Annotated in this window: 18 protein-coding genes and 1 pseudogene; 6 read left to right on the top strand and 13 right to left on the bottom strand. The window is 59.6% G+C overall.

The window, feature by feature from the left end:
- Nucleotides 1-43: 43 nt before the first annotated feature.
- Complete coding sequence (locus tag FHW76_RS02375) at nt 44-619, bottom strand: hypothetical protein (protein ID WP_012541129.1); 576 nt, start codon at nt 617-619, stop codon at nt 44-46.
- Nucleotides 620-750: 131 nt separating this feature from the next.
- Between FHW76_RS02375 and FHW76_RS02380 the strand changes: the two genes are divergently transcribed.
- Nucleotides 751-1,665 carry a LysR substrate-binding domain-containing protein gene (locus FHW76_RS02380; protein ID WP_008804154.1) on the top strand — a complete coding sequence of 305 codons (915 nt, stop codon included), beginning with the start codon at nt 751-753 and terminating at the stop codon, nt 1,663-1,665.
- Nucleotides 1,666-1,670: 5 nt separating this feature from the next.
- Here the strand turns inward: FHW76_RS02380 and FHW76_RS02385 are convergent, their stop codons facing one another.
- Together FHW76_RS02385 and FHW76_RS02390 are read right to left on the bottom strand one after the other, a co-directional pair.
- Nucleotides 1,671-2,006 (bottom strand): DUF1869 domain-containing protein, encoded by a 336-nt coding sequence (locus FHW76_RS02385; protein ID WP_032733309.1) that lies wholly within the window; start codon nt 2,004-2,006, stop codon nt 1,671-1,673.
- A gap of 6 nt (nt 2,007-2,012) precedes the next feature.
- Nucleotides 2,013-2,345 (bottom strand): DUF1971 domain-containing protein, encoded by a 333-nt coding sequence (locus tag FHW76_RS02390; protein ID WP_008804152.1) that lies wholly within the window; start codon nt 2,343-2,345, stop codon nt 2,013-2,015.
- Between the two features lie 97 nt (nt 2,346-2,442).
- On the opposite strand from FHW76_RS02390, the pseudogene FHW76_RS26300 reads away from it, so the two are divergent.
- Nucleotides 2,443-2,571 (top strand): annotated as a pseudogene (locus FHW76_RS26300) (hypothetical protein).
- On the opposite strand, the gene FHW76_RS02395 reads toward FHW76_RS26300, so the two are convergent.
- Nucleotides 2,568-4,478: a bifunctional diguanylate cyclase/phosphodiesterase gene (locus FHW76_RS02395; protein WP_012967625.1), complete on the bottom strand. Its 1,911-nt coding sequence runs from the start codon at nt 4,476-4,478 to the stop codon at nt 2,568-2,570. The pseudogene FHW76_RS26300 and the gene FHW76_RS02395 sit on opposite strands and share 4 nt — an antisense overlap.
- Before the next feature lie 10 nt (nt 4,479-4,488).
- A complete protein-coding gene (locus FHW76_RS02400; protein WP_012541125.1) occupies nt 4,489-4,986 on the bottom strand; it encodes a molybdopterin-dependent oxidoreductase in 498 nt (165 codons plus the stop codon).
- Between the two features lie 306 nt (nt 4,987-5,292).
- Here FHW76_RS02400 and shiA point away from each other — a divergent pair, with 306 nt between their 5' ends.
- Both shiA and FHW76_RS02410 read left to right on the top strand, forming a co-directional pair.
- Nucleotides 5,293-6,612, top strand: a complete 1,320-nt coding sequence (gene shiA, locus FHW76_RS02405; RefSeq protein ID WP_183476176.1) for a shikimate transporter — start codon at nt 5,293-5,295, stop codon at nt 6,610-6,612.
- 46 nt (nt 6,613-6,658) lie between these two features.
- Nucleotides 6,659-7,399 carry a lipoyl protein ligase domain-containing protein gene (locus FHW76_RS02410; protein ID WP_183476178.1) on the top strand — a complete coding sequence of 247 codons (741 nt, stop codon included), beginning with the start codon at nt 6,659-6,661 and terminating at the stop codon, nt 7,397-7,399.
- On the opposite strand, the gene FHW76_RS02415 is transcribed toward FHW76_RS02410, so the two are convergent.
- A complete protein-coding gene (locus FHW76_RS02415) occupies nt 7,359-8,315 on the bottom strand; it encodes a LysR family transcriptional regulator (RefSeq protein WP_032735985.1) in 957 nt (318 codons plus the stop codon). The genes FHW76_RS02410 and FHW76_RS02415 overlap by 41 nt on opposite strands.
- Nucleotides 8,316-8,430: 115 nt before the next feature.
- On the opposite strand from FHW76_RS02415, the gene FHW76_RS02420 reads away from it, so the two are divergent.
- Nucleotides 8,431-8,820: a tautomerase family protein gene (locus tag FHW76_RS02420; RefSeq protein ID WP_032730768.1), complete on the top strand. Its 390-nt coding sequence runs from the start codon at nt 8,431-8,433 to the stop codon at nt 8,818-8,820.
- Nucleotides 8,821-8,841: 21 nt separating this feature from the next.
- Here FHW76_RS02420 and FHW76_RS02425 read toward each other — a convergent pair whose 3' ends face one another.
- The gene (locus FHW76_RS02425) at nt 8,842-9,573 is read right to left on the bottom strand and encodes an HPP family protein (RefSeq protein WP_023297929.1); all 732 of its coding nucleotides are present in this window, start codon (nt 9,571-9,573) and stop codon (nt 8,842-8,844) included.
- A gap of 200 nt (nt 9,574-9,773) precedes the next feature.
- Between FHW76_RS02425 and FHW76_RS02430 the strand changes: the two genes are divergently transcribed.
- On the top strand, nt 9,774-10,883 hold the full coding sequence (locus FHW76_RS02430) for an adenosylhomocysteinase (protein WP_023340482.1): 1,110 nt from the start codon (nt 9,774-9,776) through the stop codon (nt 10,881-10,883).
- A 45-nt stretch (nt 10,884-10,928) separates the two neighbouring features.
- Here FHW76_RS02430 and cobT read toward each other — a convergent pair whose 3' ends face one another.
- The 6 genes from cobT to dacD form a co-directional block, all read right to left on the bottom strand.
- Complete coding sequence (gene cobT, locus FHW76_RS02435; RefSeq protein ID WP_071583038.1) at nt 10,929-11,996, bottom strand: nicotinate-nucleotide--dimethylbenzimidazole phosphoribosyltransferase; 1,068 nt, start codon at nt 11,994-11,996, stop codon at nt 10,929-10,931.
- A gap of 27 nt (nt 11,997-12,023) precedes the next feature.
- Complete coding sequence (cobS, locus tag FHW76_RS02440; RefSeq protein ID WP_008804142.1) at nt 12,024-12,764, bottom strand: adenosylcobinamide-GDP ribazoletransferase; 741 nt, start codon at nt 12,762-12,764, stop codon at nt 12,024-12,026.
- 312 nt (nt 12,765-13,076) lie between these two features.
- Nucleotides 13,077-13,400: a DUF496 family protein gene (locus FHW76_RS02445; RefSeq protein WP_002911883.1), complete on the bottom strand. Its 324-nt coding sequence runs from the start codon at nt 13,398-13,400 to the stop codon at nt 13,077-13,079.
- Between the two features lie 167 nt (nt 13,401-13,567).
- On the bottom strand, nt 13,568-14,626 hold the full coding sequence (locus FHW76_RS02450; protein WP_004203544.1) for an FUSC family protein: 1,059 nt from the start codon (nt 14,624-14,626) through the stop codon (nt 13,568-13,570).
- A 98-nt stretch (nt 14,627-14,724) separates the two neighbouring features.
- Nucleotides 14,725-15,198: a DNA gyrase inhibitor SbmC gene (sbmC, locus tag FHW76_RS02455; RefSeq protein ID WP_012967620.1), complete on the bottom strand. Its 474-nt coding sequence runs from the start codon at nt 15,196-15,198 to the stop codon at nt 14,725-14,727.
- Between the two features lie 176 nt (nt 15,199-15,374).
- Nucleotides 15,375-16,538 (bottom strand): serine-type D-Ala-D-Ala carboxypeptidase DacD, encoded by a 1,164-nt coding sequence (gene dacD / locus FHW76_RS02460; RefSeq protein ID WP_016161444.1) that lies wholly within the window; start codon nt 16,536-16,538, stop codon nt 15,375-15,377.
- Nucleotides 16,539-16,611 lie beyond the last annotated feature (73 nt).

Raw genomic sequence — 16,611 nt, forward strand, 5'->3', positions numbered from 1 at the left:
GGGTGACTTACCCCGTCTCGTTTCATTTGCCTCCCGGACTCACTTACGCCGCACTCTCCAGCTGCCTGATGCGCACGATCAGCGCGCCGAGCAGCGACAGGTCCAGCAGCACGGCGAAGGCGAAGCACACGCCGCTGCGCCCGGCCCCGGCAGTGTGTTGGGCCAACAGCGTCGCCGCGATGACAACGACCACGCTCAGCAGCGTTGCGCCACCGAGTCTGGGCCCACACTGCATCGACCGTCCCGCCGCAATCCGCCAGGCGACAGCCGCCCCCGCCCCGCCACACGCCACGCCCGGCAGCATGGCGGGCCAGTCCTGCCCGCCATACCAGGCCACCAGTGCCAGCAGCCAGCCGGCCGCCGACAGCAGAAAGGCCCAGCGCGTCGCCGCCAGGGGCGAGCGATAAAGCCAGGAATGCCCGCGTGTGGATCCCCACCCGGCGCCGCAGGCGGCGCTCAGTGCCGTCAGCAGACTCAGCGTGCCGGTCACTCCGATAACGGGAACCATGTTTAACAGCAAGGCTCCGGCGGCAAAAGCCACGCTCAGGGCGATGGCGCGGCCACGCGGCTCGATAATCCCCGCCGCGTCCGCGGCGGTGTAGCGGCTTACAACGTGCATAATTGACTCCTGACAGGCGAAGCAGCATGAATTTAATTCATGCCACTGTCTTTACATGCCCGTAGCCTAGCGCCACTATATTGCCTTACACAAACGCATAGTTTTCAGCCATAGATGAGAAAAACTCAGCCATGAGAACACCCCGTCTACCGCCGCTGGGGGCGCTGCGCGCCTTTCATGCCGTCGCCCGCCACCGCAGTTTTAAACAGGCCGCCGGGGCGCTCGGCGTCAGCGCGACGGCGGTCAGCCATCAGATTAAACTGCTGGAGTCGGTGCTGGAGTGCCGGGTGTGCGAACGCAGCGCACAGGGCGTTAGTCTGACTGCCGATGGCGAGATCCTCTACGCCGCCACGCAGCGCGCTTTTAGCGCCCTGGAACAGGCCGTCGTCCAGATCGCTCATGCCCGTCAGCCACCATCCTTAACCGTCACCACCACCTCCAATTTTCTCACCCACTGGCTGGTGCCACGGCTGGCGGACTTTACCGCTCGCTTTCCGGCTATCGACCTGCGTCTGCACACCAGCGTCGAACGGGTGGATCTACAGTTGGGTACCGTGGACGCCGCGATTCGCTATCGTGAAACGCCGGAACCAGACCTGTGCTGTACGCTGCTGTATGAGGATCGTTTTATCGTGGTCGCCAGCCCGTCCCTGGGCCTCGCCCGGCCTGAAGATCTGCAGCGGGTGACGTTGTTTCACGTCGCCAACCGCCGCGTGCCGGCCGACTCGCCAAACTGGGAGAACTGGCGCCGCCGCTATGGGCCGTCGACGCTGAATATTGATGCGGGGTTAACCTTTAGCGATGAGACCCATGCCCTGCAGGCGGCGGTGGCCGGCCAGGGGGTGGTGATCGCCAGCGAACTGCTGGCGCGGGATCTGCTGCAGCGCGGGGTGTTGTCCGCGCCGTTTAGCTGTGCATTACCGGGCGCCTGCTACTACCTGGTCACCACCGAGGCTGCGGCGCAGCGCGCGGATATTATCGCTCTGCGGGAGTGGCTGGTCGGCCAGATGGTATTAGGTGACGGTCGCCATCCGGCGGAAGAGTAGCGGGCTTACCAGCCGCAAACGTTGGTCTCTTCATCGGACTCGTAGCCGCGAACGATATTGATCAGATCCTTCACCGTATCAGCGGCGGTGAGCGGGTCGCGCAGCGCCGCCAGCGAGGAAAAGGTTTTATCAACCGAGACGCCGTTATTATTATTGGTGACGGTTAACACCCACTCCTCTTCTTCATTAGCAGCTGGCAGGTCATCCAGCAGACTATTTACCGCCTCCACCGCGTGCTGCGGAATATAAAGCGCCATCGGTTTGAGATATATTTTTTCGCGTTTTTCCTGACGCTGGCCATTCTCAACTGCCAAGGCATAGCCTTTATTTTCGCTGTTCATCTCTTGTTATCCCTCGATGAGAATTTTCGGATCGACGTAAAAGTCGACATTAAAAACCGTGTCCTCGCTGAGCGCCTCAATACAGTGCCATTTCTCCGGCGGAAACACGCCAAACTGCCCGGCTTCAATGGTCAGCGTTTCAACAGGCTCGGGGCTGGTTTCATCGGCATAGCCGAGATAGCGGATCGCCCCCTGCATCACCGAGAGACGAGGATAGACGCCCTGCCGGGTGCCGGCATCCAGATGGCGACGCCAGATAGAGGCCGGGGCGGTCTCCCTGGTCCACAGCGGCGTGCTGCGGGTGTGAACGTAATGGGTGGGAATAATGATTCGCTGCATGATGGTGCCTCACTTTACCGTCTCAAATGCGACGTTCAGAAATAGCCTATATGATGCATATCATATACCCCTTTTAAACGCTAAGGATATTATTTTGTTGCTGCTTTTACCGTCTACTCCTTTTTATACCTCTCAGGGATTAGCGACGCGGTAAAATAAAAAAGGCGATTTCAGGATCCTGAAATCGCCCGGGAGAATAAAAGTAAACGCGTTAAAAATTTGTTAGCGCAGCGGACTCGGCTTGCCGATTAAATACCCCTGGACCAGGTCGCACCCCAGCGCCTGCAGCGAGGTCAACTGCTCTTCGGTTTCCACGCCTTCCGCCACAATACGCATATGCAGACTCTTTCCCATACTGATAATCAGGCGAACGATATCCAAATCGTCTTTTTGCTCCGGAATATTGATAACAAACGAGCGGTCAATTTTGATTTTATCGAACGGGAAGTAGCTTAAACGGGACAGGGAAGAATAGCCGGTACCAAAGTCATCAATGGAAATCTGAATGCCCTGCTCGCGCAGCTGGCTGAGAATTTCCAGCGAACGGGTATTCTCATTGAACACGTCCGACTCGGTGATCTCCAGATCCAGGCGTCGCGGATCGAGGCCGGTCTGCTGCAGCACGCCGATAATGGTATCGGTCAACGACGTGTTCATCAGTTGAATCGGCGAAACGTTGACCGAGACTTTTAGCGGCGTCGCCCAACTGGCCGCTTCGGCGCAGGCGGTTTTCAGCACCCACTCGCCGAGGGTATTGATCAGGCCGATTTTCTCCGCGACGGGAATAAACACCGTTGGCGGCACAGCGCCGCGCACGGGATGGAACCAGCGAACCAGCGCTTCATAACCGTAGATTTCGCGCGTGACGGTATCGGCGATCGGCTGGTAGTAGACTTTAAATTCGTCATGAGCCAGCGCCTGCAGCAGGTCATCTTCAAATGATTTATTCTCCTGCAGGCGCTGCAGCATGCCCGGCCGGAAAATTTGCACATGACCGCTGCCCTCTTTTTTCGCCTCGTACAGCGCAAGGTCGGCACACTTGTACAGATAATCGGTCCGGCTTTCGCCGTCAGAGATAACGATCCCGATGCAGGCGTCAATATTAATCTGCGCATCGTAGATCTGATAGGGCTGGCTGATCTTCTCCCGGATAACATTGGCGCGCTCGAGAGCCATCTCTTCAGTCAGATCGTAAGAGAGCATCGCGAACTCATCGCCGCCGAGGCGATACAGCGTCTCGGAGGTTTTGCGGAAAAAAGAGAGACGACTGGCCAGATCCTGCAGCAGCTTATCGCCAGCATCATGGCCGAGGGTATCGTTCACATCCTTAAAGCTGTCAAGGTCGAACAGCATCACCACCGCGCACCCCTGATAGGGGCGCACCTGGTTGACAATCTCCTGCAACCGCTGCCAGAAAGAGAGACGATTCGGCATACCGGTCAGCGAGTCATGGTAGGCATCGTACTGCAGTCGGCGGTTCTGTACCTGCAACTTCTCTTTCGAGGCCTGCAGATCGTTGGCCAGCGTCTTCATGCGCACATGGGCGCGACGCAGGTTATTATTCTGCCGGAGCATCAACAGGCCGAGGGTAATACACATGGCGATCAGCAGAATGGAGATCACCGAGTAGATATAATAAAGATGCTGGATTTTATCATGCGTGATATTAACGATATTAATATCTTGCGTCAGGGTGGCGGCGGCCATTGAGGTCAGGGGGCCATCCAGTTCACTCAACACCGGCAGGATCTGTTTGACCTGCTCAGGCGTCATGGTATCAACTTGTTTATCAAGCAGATGAAGATTACGAATCAGCGTCGCGACCACCGTCTTCCGCTGTTCGCTTTTATTAATAAATTTACCCAGATCGCCCTGCTGCAGGAGTTCGATCTGGCTCATCATGATCTCCAGGCGCAGGCGCACCTCATCGTGGTCCGCCCCTTCGGCCCCGATCGCCATTCCCGCCAGACGAGACTCCAGTCGCATATATTCCGACACCATCTGCGACATTGACCACGAGTCTGTATAGCGGGTAAATTTTTGCAACTCACTTTGTCGCTCATGCACCAGATAGGTAATATATCCGGTAACAATAAATAACGACAAAATAATAGCCGTGAGTATTCGATTCAAGATCCAACCCTTACTCTATAATAATCTTAGAAACTTGCCAGGCCGATCGGGAATAATAGATCTGGTTTTGTAATTCAGTGCTGCTGTCGTAAGGGTAGACGATAAATAATGGACCTTTATCACGAACGCGCATATATTCGCCGTTCATTTTTAAGGCCATAATGACCGGGAATTTATAAAAATCATCAATCGGGATAATGGTGGTGTAGTCGTTAAGCGCCAGCACGCGCGCGGATTTGCCCTTAGCGCCGACTAAATCCATGAGTTTATTAAGGGGAATGCCATCGAAACGAACCTTACCGGTGTACCAGGGGGTGGTGGTTTCCACCGTTTTCATCCCCAGTTTTTCCAGCGCCGCGAGGTCAAAAACGGCTTTGTCACCGACGTTCGTATTCCCGATTTTTCCGGAAATGGTCAGTACAGGTTTTCCTGTCGGCGCAGGCAGTTTTTCAGCGTAAGCGGAAGGCAACATGACAGAACAAAATAACACTGCAAGAAGTAGACGCATTTAACTCACCATTCCAGAGAAGGAGACATGTTAAGTGTAAACCATTTACGTCAATTCTTAAAAGGTGTCCCTCTTTGTTATCCGTTGATTTAATTAAAAGTATAAGCTGGCTGGCAAATTGCCAGATTGTTTAGTACAGGGTGTGATTTAGCCCGCCTTTCCCGTCGCTTCTTTTTTGCGCCATCTCCCCGCTTAGCAGGCAAACTACTTTCCTCCACGGCCGCTGCGCGGTAGTCTCAACGCTGACGCAACAGTAAAAGCGTCTCATTCCAATAACGACAAATTATGTGACAGACAGGACAGGGTATGGATTCAACAATAAGCGTGCAGCCCGCCGAGGCGCCAGATTCACTGCTTCGCGCCCGGCGGGCGGCATGGGGCAGTTTTGCCGGCGCGGTGGTCGACTGGTACGATTTTCTTCTCTATGGCATTACCGCCGCGCTGGTGTTTAACCGCGAGTTTTTCCCGCAGATCGGCCCGGCGATGGGGACGCTTGCCGCCTTTGCCACCTTCGGCGTCGGGTTTCTCTTTCGCCCGCTCGGCGGGATTATCTTTGGCCACTTCGGCGACCGCCTCGGGCGTAAACGGATGCTGATGATGACCGTCTGGATGATGGGTATCGCCACCGCCTGCATCGGCCTGCTCCCCTCGTTCAGCAAGATCGGCTGGTGGGCGCCGGCGCTGCTGGTGTTCCTGCGGGCCGTTCAGGGGTTTGCCGTCGGCGGGGAATGGGGCGGCGCGGCGCTGCTCTCGGTGGAGAACGCCCCGCAGGGGAAAAAAGCCTTTTACAGCAGCGGGGTGCAGGTAGGCTACGGCGTCGGCCTGCTGCTCTCCACCGGGCTGGTATCGCTGATCAGCAGCCTGACCACCGACGAGCAGTTCCTCAGCTGGGGCTGGCGCTTACCGTTCCTGTTCAGCGTGGTGCTGGTCCTTATTGCGCTGTGGATCCGTAACGGCATGGCGGAATCGCAGGAATTTGAAGCGCAGCAGAGCCAGGCCAACCTTCAGCCGGAGAAAAAGCGACTACCGGTGGTGGAAGCCCTGCTTCGCCATCCGGGAGCGTTTTTACTGATTATCGCCCTGCGGCTGTGCGAACTGCTGACGATGTATATCGTCACCGCCTTCGCCCTCAACTATTCCACGCAAAACCTCGGCCTGCCGCGCGAGCTGTTTCTCAACATCGGCCTGCTGGTGGGCGGACTCAGTTGCCTGACTATCCCCTGCTTCGCCTGGCTGGCAGACCGCTTTGGTCGCCGACGGATCTATATCACCGGCGCGCTGATCGGCACGCTGAGCGGTTTTCCGTTCTTTATGGCGCTGGAGAGTCAGTCTGTTTTCTGGATCCTGTTCTTCGCCCTGATGCTGGCCAATATCGCCCATGATATGGTGGTCTGCGTCCAGCAGCCGATGTTTACCGAGCTGTTCGGCGCCAGCTATCGCTACAGCGGCGCCGGCGTCGGCTACCAGGTGGCGAGCGTGGTCGGCGGCGGTTTTACGCCGTTTATCGCCGCGGCGCTGGTCACCTTCTCCGGCGGTTCATGGCACAGCGTGGCCCTCTATCTGACCGCGGGATGCCTGCTGTCGGCGCTCACCGCCCTGCTGATGAAAAAACAGACCGTCCACTGACCCACCAGCGGAGGGCGTGACCCGCGCCCTCCGGTAAGGAGAATGCATGTCTCTGTTATCGCTGGCCGACTGCTGGCCTCGCCGTTTTACCCCCTCCTCGCTGGCGCTGCAGTTTTGCGAGGACCCCACCCAGGCGGAACAGCCGCTGTTTGCCAAAGCCAGCGCCGGGGAGGCCGTCGCCCAACTCTGGCAGGCGCCGCAGGGATTTGTGGTGCCCGGGAGCTATCGTCAGTTTGCGGATCTGCCGGCAGTCAGTGCGCATTTTGCCGCGCGCGGCTGGCCGGTATGGCTTCGCCGCTCCGGGGGCGGTCTGGTGCCTCAGGGGCCGGGCATTATCAACCTTAGCCTCGCCTGGCCGGTGCAGCAGTCGCTCGGCGAGGCCGCCGAACCCATCTATCACTCGCTGTGCGCGGTGCTGCAGCGTACCCTCGCGCGCTTCGGCGTTGCCAGCCACGCCCGGGCGGTAAACGGTTCCTTTTGCGATGGCCGGTATAACCTCGCCTGCGGGGAGGGCGAGGCGGCGCGCAAGATTGTCGGTACCGCCCAGTACTGGCGGCCGCTGACGGCAGGCCGCGGCCATGTGGTGCTGGCCCATGCGGTGATCCTTATTGACGCCGATCTGAGCGCGGCGCATCAGGCGGCGAACGCCTTTGAAGCGCAGCTCGGCAGCGAGCGGATCTATTGCGCCGACAAAACCGTCACCCTCGCGCAGCGGCTTCCCGGCGAGCGCCATCTGCTTCCCCGCTTTAGCGAGGCGCTGGCGCGGGAGCTGGACGCGGCTCGCTAAAGGTCGCTTTCAGGTAGCGGCTGAAGGTTTCCACCGCGCGCGACACGCGCGGGGTATAGGGCCGGATGACGTACAGCTTATCGGCAAACACCTCCACCGGCTGCCACGCCGGGAGCAGCTCCTGCACCAGCCCGCGACCGATGGCCTCCCGGGCGCTGAAATCCGGCAGCAGCGCCACCCCAAGCCCCGCCAGCACGGCATCGCGTAGCGACTCGCTGTTATTCGTGGCGAAGGGCCCCTGCACATTGATGGTCACCCGTTCATCGGGCGCCTGGCGGGAGGCGAACGTCCACTGCGGGCGCTGTGGCCCACGGGGATAGGTCAGGCACTGGTGGTGGCGCAGATCGTCGGGGGTCTCCGGGCGGCCATAGCGGCGAATATAGTCGGCGGACGCGACGATCAGCGTCGCGGTGTGACACAGCGGCCAGGCGACGTGGGTGTCCGGGAGCGCCTCGCGCCGACAGTGGCGAATGGCAAGATCGAACCCTTCGCTGGCCAGAGAGACCAGCCGGTCGGTCACCTCAAGCTGCAAATGCAGCTGGGGATGCTGATGCAAAAACGGCGCGATCGCCGGGACCAGCTGCTGGCGGGAAAAGGCCACCGGCGCGGTCAGGCGCAGCGTTCCCCGCAGCGGCCCGCCCTCATCGCAGGCACCGGTGAAAATATCCCGCAACTGACCAAACGGCTCGTTGAGCTCCGCCACCAGCCGCAGTCCGTCTTCGCTGAGGCTCACGCTGCGGGTAGTGCGATGGACCAGGGTTTTGCCAGTCACCCGCTCCAGCTCGCTGATTTTCTGGCTGATAGCCGACTTGCTGATCCCCAGCTTTTCCGCGGCCCGGGTATAGCTTTTTTGCTCTTCCAGCACCGTCAGCCAGTACAGATGGGCCCAGTAACTCTCCGGACGACTCTCGCTCATGTGATTGTTCACCAGTAAAAACAATGTATTCAACTATAGCGGTTTTTGCCCGCGACGGCATCGGCTAGCATCCTGTTCAGCCCGTCATTATTCCCTAACGATAAGGAACACCTGCATGCCATTACTGACATTTGACCTGATTGAAGGCCGTACGGAACAGGAGATCAGAACCCTGCTGGATGCCGCCCATCGCGCCGTGCTGCGTGCCTTCGAGGTACCGGAACGCGACCGCTACCAGATTGTTCACGAAAACAAAGCCCACCATATGGTGATTGACGATACCGGCCTCGGACTGACCCGCTCGCGGGATCTGGTGGTGGTGCGGGTCTATACCAGCCCGCGCAGCGAGGCGCAGAAGCAACGCTTCTTCGCCCTGTTGCAGGAGGAGCTGGCGGAGCACTGCGGCCTGAGCGGCGATGATGTGATGGTGTCGATTATCAGTAATCAGAAAGGTGACTGGAGCTTTGGCCGCGGGGTCGCGCAGTATCTTACCGGCGATCTGTAACCCGCAGCCCGAAGCGCGCCCTTAGCGGCGGGCAGCCATCGCGATGCGCTGGCGCGCCTGCTGCTCGATATTCTCCAGCAGTTCCTGGACATCGTCTTCATCAATGTCGAGGAACTGGCCTTCCAGCAGCGCGGCGTGAATATCCTCCCGGGTGACCGAGATGCCCAGTGGCACCGCCCGGGGCTTGACCTCCTCCGCCGCCAGCGAATGCGGATAGCGGCGGCCAACCAGGTTATTAAACACGATGGCCAGCAGCGCCAGCATCAGCGAGTTGAGCAGCACCGGCGTCAGCACAAAGTGATAGCCTTCGCTGTGCACCCCGGCGCCGCCGAGGATCGCCGTCAGGGCCACCGCGCCGCCGGGGGGATGCAGACAGCGCAGAAAATACATCCCGGCGATCGCCAGCGCGGCCGCCAGCCCGCAGGCCAGCGCCGGGTCGGGAACCAGCATGCCCACCGTGACGCCGATCAGCGCCGACAGCACATTACCGCCGACAATCGACCACGGCTGCGCCAGCGGGCTGCTCGGCACGCCAAATAACAGCACCGCCGACGCGCCCATGGGGGCAATAAACCACAAATTGACTTCGCCGAGCAGCCAGTGGCTGAACATGCTGGTTACCGCCAGCCCGGTGCCGGCGCCAATGGATCCCAGCACGATATGCCGGCGGGCCACCGGCAGCGCGTGCGGCTTCAGGCGCCCAAGGAAAATCCGCAGCCGTGAAAACAGCCCCGCTGAAATGACACTCAACATCGCTTTATCGCTTAGGTCATAGGAATTACTTATATTTTATTTTCTTTTTTTAACCTTACATTAACAACCATGTATTTCACAGGGGGATAGCGTAGGCAATATCGTCCATAGGGCACAGGGCTGTGAATTCTCGCGTGGGCTGATAGAATCCCTTTTCTGTCAGGGGGATACCCCTTTTGCGAACTGAAGGTCATAACCCAGTGAATAATAAAATCTCTTTAGCGAAAGAAGTGGCATGGGCCAGCCAGAATATGCCGCGTACCCTGCGTCAGGTCGCCGCCCTGCCCGACCTCAGCGGCGTGCGCCTGGCCTGCTGTATGCACCTCGACATGAAAATGATCCCGCTGGTGCAGGGGATCCTCGACAAGGGCGCTCAGGTTTTTTTAACCACCTGTAACCCCACCACCGTGCAGGACGACGTGGTGGCCTGGCTGGTGGAGCGCGGCGCCGAGGCCTGCGCGTGGCGCAATATGAGCGACGCCGACTGGCAACAGTCATGGGAAAAAGCGATTGCCTGGCAGCCCACTCACCTGTGCGAGATGGGCGCCGATATCACCACCCTGCTCCACCAGCGCGGCGAGTTCGGTAACATCGTGGCGGGTCTGGAAGCCACTGGCTCGGGCGTCAATCGGCTGGGCGATATTCAGCCAGGCTATCCGATCTTTAACTGGGACGATCTGCCGGTCAAAGAGGGGCTGCACAACCGCCATATGGTCGGTCTCACCGCCTGGCACACCTTCTTCCAGACCACTCATCTCACCCTGCATGAGAAAAAAGTGCTGGTGATCGGCTACGGCCTGGTCGGCCAGGGCGTCGCGGCGGCGGCAAAAGCCTTTGGCGGTCAGGTGATGGTGGCGGAGATCGATCCTGCCCGTCGTCTGCAGGCAGCCTACGACGGCTGGCACGTGGTGGATCTGCAGGAGGCTATCGCCTCGGCGGACGTGGTGGCCACGGCGACAGGCGGGAAAAACGTGGTTAATCGCCAGGCGCTGGAGCGCGCGAAAGCGGGAGTCTTTATCCTTAACGTCGGCCACGTGGCGGAAGAGATCGACGGCGAGTACCTGCGCCAGTACCCTCAGGAAGAGGTGATGCCGTATATCAACGCCTACCGCATGGCCGACAAAACCATCTATCTGCTGGCCAATGGTTCGATGCTCAACCTGACCGCGGGCTTCGGCGACAGCCTGAACGCTTTTGACGTCACCCTGGCGGTGATGGCCAGCGGCATCCGCCATATTGTCACCGACGGCATGCGCGCCCCGGCGCAGGTTTACCTCCTGCCCCAGGCGATCTGGCAGCAGGCGCTGTAAACGCAGCGCATCGTCCCCCCATCGTGGAGACGATGCGCTCTACCATCAGGACGACGGCGCGGTATCGGGCAGCACAATGTTGCTCTGCGCCAGCGTTCCCATCTGGTTGTACATCACGCTGGCGGCCTCCAGCAGGTGCATGGCCAGCGCGGCGCCGCTGCCCTCTCCCAGGCGCATGTCCATATCGAGATAGGGCCGCAGACCCAGCGCGTCCAGGGCGATCTGCGCCCCTTTCTCCGCCGACAAGTGCGAAGGGACAAGATAAGGATGCGCCGTCGGGGCCATGCGACACGCCGCCAGGGCAGAGGCATAGGAGAGGAAGCCATCCAGCACCACCGGCAGGCCACAGGAGGCCGCCCCGAGGATCACCCCGGTCATGCCCACCAGATCGTAACCGCCCACCTTCGCCAGGACATCCAGCCCCTCTTCCGGGTTCGGCTGGTTAAGGGCTATCGCCTGGCGCACCACCGCCACCTTATGGCCCCGCTGCGCCAGCGGCAGATTGGCCCCACAGCCCACCACGGCGTCAGGATCGCTGCCCGTCAGGACACTGATCACGGCTGCGGCCGGGGTGGTATTGGCCATTCCCAGTTCGCCGACGCCAAAAACTTTCACCCCGTCGGCGGCGAGCTGGCGGGTGAGATGCATGCTGGCCAGCAGCACCGTCTCCGCCTGCTGGCGACTCATCGCCGCCGTCCGGGCGATATTCCCGCTACCGCGGGCCACCTTGAGGTTAATCAGGCCCGGCAGCGGGTCGGCATCGATGCCGACATCCACCACCTGCACCCTGGCCCCGGCCTGCGCCGCCAGCACGCAGACGCCGGTGTTGCCCCGCACCATATTGCCGGCATGAATGGCCGTCACCACCTGCGGCGAAGGCGTCACGCCTTCATGCCAGACGCCATGGTCGGCGCACATGACCACTATCGCCTTCTCCGCCAGCGCCAGCTGCCCCTGCAGCCCCGGCAGACCAGCCAGTTGCACGGCCAGGGTCTCCAGACGGCCAAGGCTACCGGGCGGCTTTAACAGGCCATCAATATGCTGCTGAGCGCGCGCCATGCCCGCCACATCGGGCTGCGGAATGGCAGCCAGTAACGCAGAAAGTGTTTCCATTCTGTTCCTCATCGTTGGCGCCAGGCCTTACAGCAGCGCCAGTAAAAAGAGTAATTCACCCAGCTCAATCGCCGCCCCGAGAGTATCCCCGGTCTGCCCGCCGAGGGTTCGCTTCAGCGCCCATCCCAGACCCCAGATCAGCACCAGGGTGATCAGCGCGGCGCGCAGGCCCTGCAGCCCCAGCAGGACGGTGGCCAGCGCTACCCCCATCGCCATCGTCACCAGCGTCTGCTGCAGGCTAACTTTGCCAATAAACAGATTGCCCAGCCCCTTTTCCCGCGCGTAGCGATGACGATACATCAGCAGCACCGCCATTCCGCGACCGACGGCGCAGGCCGCCGCCAGCGCGGCGATGGGGTGGGTATCGCGCAGCAGCAGCTCGCCGACCACCAGCACTTTCGCCACCAGCACGAAGATCAGCGCCAGCCCGCCGTGGGTGCCCAGCCGGCTGTCGCGCATGATCTCCAGCATCCGATCGCGGGTGCGGGCGGAGAAGATGCCGTCGCAGGTATCAGCCAGCCCGTCAAGGTGAAATCCGCCGGTGAGCAGCGCCAGCGCCAGCACGCCGAACAGCGCCGCCAGCGGGACGCCGCACCACGGCTGCAGGAGGAGCGCCACTGCGCCGGCGATGGCGCCGAGCAGTAAACCGACCAGCGGAAAGGTGACGATACTGCGCTGGTACTGTTCGATCTCCAGGCCCTGAGATAACCGCGCCGGGACCGGCAGGCGGCTGATAAACGAGAGTGCAGCAAAGAATGACTTAATCACGTGAGGTTGACTCCTGTCGGCGAAAGCAGCGGAAGAGTTCGGTCGCGCCCGGTCAGCACCTGAGTTTGTCTTCTGGCGAATCGATCGTCGGAGAGGTGAGAGGTGTTGAGATATCGCTCTGACGCCGCTGCGTCAGATGCCCGGCCAGGATGAGAGAAACCTTTCCGATATCAATACGTTTTCGCGGGGCAGTATAGCAAAGAGTCGGTGAGGAGAGTCAGTTGCCGGGACAAAGTTTTGCAGAAAAAGAGACGAATGGGGAGGTAGAGCAGAACAGCCCGGCGACGTCGATCGCCGCCGGACCGGCAGGGATTAGCCTTCGACTTTGGCTTCGCCCATCACTTTCAGTTTTTTGGAGATGTCGCGGCGCTCTTTGGACAGCTCGGCATTTTTGATGATGTAATCATCAACGCGATCTTCGTAATCGCTCTTCATGCTGGCGATGATGCCCTGGATAGCTTCCACGCTCATGCCCGGTTTGATGTAGTCGCTGAGGTTGTCCAGCAGCAGAACACGCTTCTGGTTATCACGGATCTTTTTCTCAACGTCCTGAATTTCACGCTGCAGTTTGTTCTTACGACGGTACAGACGAACAAACTCCAGTACGTCCTGGAAAGAAGGCTTAGTTGTTTCCATTTTTACACCCCTAATAATTGAGATTCGGATTCGTAAAGCGACTGCGTTATAGGGCTAACATAACTGCTAGCAGTCGCTGATGACAATGTTTTTTCCTTTGCGTTTATCATAACCCTAAACGCTGCTGAATCGAAACAACCCATGCAGTTACCCGGTGCATCTGGTGCTTATTTGCGCAACGCGCGGCAGATCAGATGCGACAGCAGCTCCAGCTGGCGCGCCAGTTCAATCGAGAGCCAAACATAGCCATGAATTGGGGTTTCCGCCAGGCTGTCGTCCCCCTGCTCTTTCATCAGCTGGCGCAGTTCGAGGACAATTTCATTCAGCTTTTCATTGTTGGCGCGAACGGGCTGAGGGTTCCCTTCATACAAGGCGTGGGCGATGGCCAACAGCGTCTGCTGGGTCATCTGCTGCGTCTCCCGCAGGGTGTGCGCATTGAGCATCACAAAATGACCCGGACGGGTGGCCCACCAGGCGTTGATCTGCAGCTCCAGCATGCAGACGAGGTTGCGGCTGACGGTCTGGATAGCCTCGAAGATCGCCTTCTGGATGTGCGTCTCTTTGCTGGCGGGGGTGATCAGCCCGCGCATTTTGACGACGTCGTTCAGCGCCTGCTGGAGATGCTTTTCCAGCCGCGGCCGATCCACCAGATTTGGCGAGAAGCCGGCCTGGTAGAGGCGGTTAAAGTTGGTGACATAGCTGGCCATCTGGATGCGCCAGTGGATGAACGCCCGCTGCGGCCAGATACCGGTAAACAGCATCGCCAGCAGCGAGCCGAAGATCACGTCGCCGCTTCGCCACAGCGCGGTATGCATATCGCCGGGCGGCGCCCCGACCACCACCGACAGGGTAATGCCGATCAGCAGTGCCTGATAGGGTTTCTTGCCCAGCGCCAGCCAGCCGCAGAGGAACATCGCCGCCGCGCACCAGAGGACCATCAGCGGCAGGGAGATGAGCTCAAGCTTCAGCGCCACCAGCCCCAGCGCCGAGCCGAGGATCGTGCCGCCGATGCGCTGAAACGCCCGCGGCACGACGTTGCCCCAGAAGGAGATCGGACCCATCACCACCACCAGGGTGATGAGAGGCCAGGTCCCCTCAGGCACGTTCAGCAGCCGCACCAGCAAAAAAGTGAGCACAAAGGCCAGCGCAATCCGCACGCCATGCACCACCCGATAATGGCGATACAAGCGGATCTCAAATGGCTTGAGTGATTTATCAGCGCGCACAACCCTCTCCGGCAAAACGAAAAGGCCAATTGTAACTGCTTTTTCGCCCGGAGCGTGCCGGGAATGTAAAAATCCTTGTCCGGAACAGGGGTAAACCGCTACGACGCGACGCGCTCAACGGGGACATACATGTCGATATCCCAGTAGCCGTCGTGGTTGCCGTCGTTGAGATAGATCTCAAAACAGGGCCTGGGGGCCACGCGATACGTTGTGCTCTGCAGCAGGCTGTCGAAAAACTGCATCCACGGGGTGGCAAAATCGTAATCCACCACCCGCGCGCGGGCGCAGGCGTAATCCCCGCCGGCAACCGCCGCCAGTATCACCCCTTCGCTGTTGGCGGGAATGACGTAATCCTCGTCAACGGCGACCACGGTGGCGCAGCGCAGTTTTTCCGCCGGCACTTCCTCCGGGTTATCGTAGTAGACGGCAAGCCATTCACGGGCGGGCACCTGATGGTTCTCAACCCACATCATCAGTTGCTCAAACCCCTGCTTGACCGTTTGATCCCAGGGCCCGACCAGATGGAAACCGGCAATGGTTTTCTTGCCGAGGGTGGTGATACTGTAGTTCATCTTGCCTCCTTTGGGGATAAATGACTGTATTAATATACAGTTAATTTAACAGGAGATCCCCCCTCAGTATGTGCGCGAATTAACAGAGTCGCCATCACACTGCTGAAAAAACAGGCGCCCCGCCAGCAGGAGCGACAGACGAAAAAAAACCGCCTGCAAAGAGGCGGTTATCATGGTTACAGCTCGTGGTGCAGGTAATCGCTCATTCGCGAGAACACCCCGCCTTTATTGATGCTTTCGAGGGTGACCAGCGGATAGTGCCCCACCACCTTGTCGCCGTCATACAGCGAAATCTCGCCGACCCGCTGGTTGGCGGCGATCGGCGCCTCCAGATCCTTCTTATCCAGCACATATTTCGCTTTAATCCGCGACACTTCCGCCTTCGGCAGCGCTAACCAGAAATCCTGATCGGTGCCGAGCTTAATCTGCTCTTTATCGCCGTACCAGATGCGTTCGGTGCCGACCTTCTGGCCTTTCTGCAGCACCTGCACGGTGTCAAAGTTCTGCTGCCCCCAGTGCAGCAGTTTAGCGGCCTGCTGCTCGCGGCCTTTCGGACTGTCCGCCCCCATCACCACGGCGATCAGCCGGCGCTGGCCATCCACCGCCGAGGCGATCAGGTTGAACCCGGCGCCCGAGGTGTGGCCCGTTTTCAGGCCATCGACGTTCATGGTTTTATCCCACAGCAGACCGTTACGGTTTTGCTGGGTGATCCCGTTCCACGTCAGGCTTTTCTGGCTGTACATGTGGTAGACGTCAGGTTCGCCATGAATAATCGCCCGCGACAGCACCGCGAGGTCATAGGCAGAACTGTGCTGGCCCGGGGCGTCGAGGCCGTGGACGGTTTCGAAATGGGTATCCCGCAGGTGCAATTTTTCGACATACTGATTCATCAGGGCGACAAACTGCGGCTGGCCGCCGGCGACATAGTCGGCCAGCGCGACGCAGGCGTCGTTACCGGAGTCGACAATCAGCCCACGGCTGAGGTCGCGGACGCTGACCCGATCCCCTGGTTTTAAGAACATCAGGGATGACCCGTCGAACACCGGGTTGCCCTTCGCCCAGGCGTCTTTACCCACGGTGACGATGTCGTCAAAGGTGATACGATGGCTGTCGATGGCGCGGTCGACCACGTAGCCGGTCATCAGTTTGGTCAGACTGGCAGGATTGCGCTGCTGATGTTCGTTACCCGCGGTCAGGACCTGACCGGTGGTGTAATCCATCAGCACCCAGGAGCCAGCCTGAATAGCCGGTGGCGCGACCGTAGCAGGGAAGTCGACGGCAAATGCGCAGGAAACGCTCGAAGCGAGCAAAGATACAGCAATAAACAAACGGCCTTTCAACGGCATATCCTCTAGATTTACAGATCCGCCGTCCTTTTTACGGAACTTCGCGTTTCATATCAGGGTTTAATTG

The sequence above is a fragment of the Klebsiella sp. RC2 genome (genome assembly GCF_014192815.1).
GTDB classification, from domain to species: domain Bacteria; phylum Pseudomonadota; class Gammaproteobacteria; order Enterobacterales; family Enterobacteriaceae; genus Klebsiella; species Klebsiella variicola.

Coding starts and splice junctions, on each gene's coding strand:
- cobT (WP_071583038.1), bottom strand. CDS start 11,996: ATGGAAACACTTTCTGCGTTACTGGCTGCCATTCCGCAGCCCGATGTG.
- FHW76_RS02445 (WP_002911883.1), bottom strand. CDS start 13,400: ATGGAAACAACTAAGCCTTCTTTCCAGGACGTACTGGAGTTTGTTCGT.
- FHW76_RS02415 (WP_032735985.1), bottom strand. CDS start 8,315: ATGAGCGAGAGTCGTCCGGAGAGTTACTGGGCCCATCTGTACTGGCTG.
- FHW76_RS02420 (WP_032730768.1), top strand. CDS start 8,431: ATGCCATTACTGACATTTGACCTGATTGAAGGCCGTACGGAACAGGAG.
- FHW76_RS02425 (WP_023297929.1), bottom strand. CDS start 9,573: ATGTTGAGTGTCATTTCAGCGGGGCTGTTTTCACGGCTGCGGATTTTC.
- sbmC (WP_012967620.1), bottom strand. CDS start 15,198: ATGAACTACAGTATCACCACCCTCGGCAAGAAAACCATTGCCGGTTTC.
- FHW76_RS02410 (WP_183476178.1), top strand. CDS start 6,659: ATGTCTCTGTTATCGCTGGCCGACTGCTGGCCTCGCCGTTTTACCCCC.
- FHW76_RS02380 (WP_008804154.1), top strand. CDS start 751: ATGAGAACACCCCGTCTACCGCCGCTGGGGGCGCTGCGCGCCTTTCAT.
- FHW76_RS02385 (WP_032733309.1), bottom strand. CDS start 2,006: ATGAACAGCGAAAATAAAGGCTATGCCTTGGCAGTTGAGAATGGCCAG.
- FHW76_RS02400 (WP_012541125.1), bottom strand. CDS start 4,986: ATGCGTCTACTTCTTGCAGTGTTATTTTGTTCTGTCATGTTGCCTTCC.
- shiA (WP_183476176.1), top strand. CDS start 5,293: ATGGATTCAACAATAAGCGTGCAGCCCGCCGAGGCGCCAGATTCACTG.
- FHW76_RS02390 (WP_008804152.1), bottom strand. CDS start 2,345: ATGCAGCGAATCATTATTCCCACCCATTACGTTCACACCCGCAGCACG.
- FHW76_RS02375 (WP_012541129.1), bottom strand. CDS start 619: ATGCACGTTGTAAGCCGCTACACCGCCGCGGACGCGGCGGGGATTATC.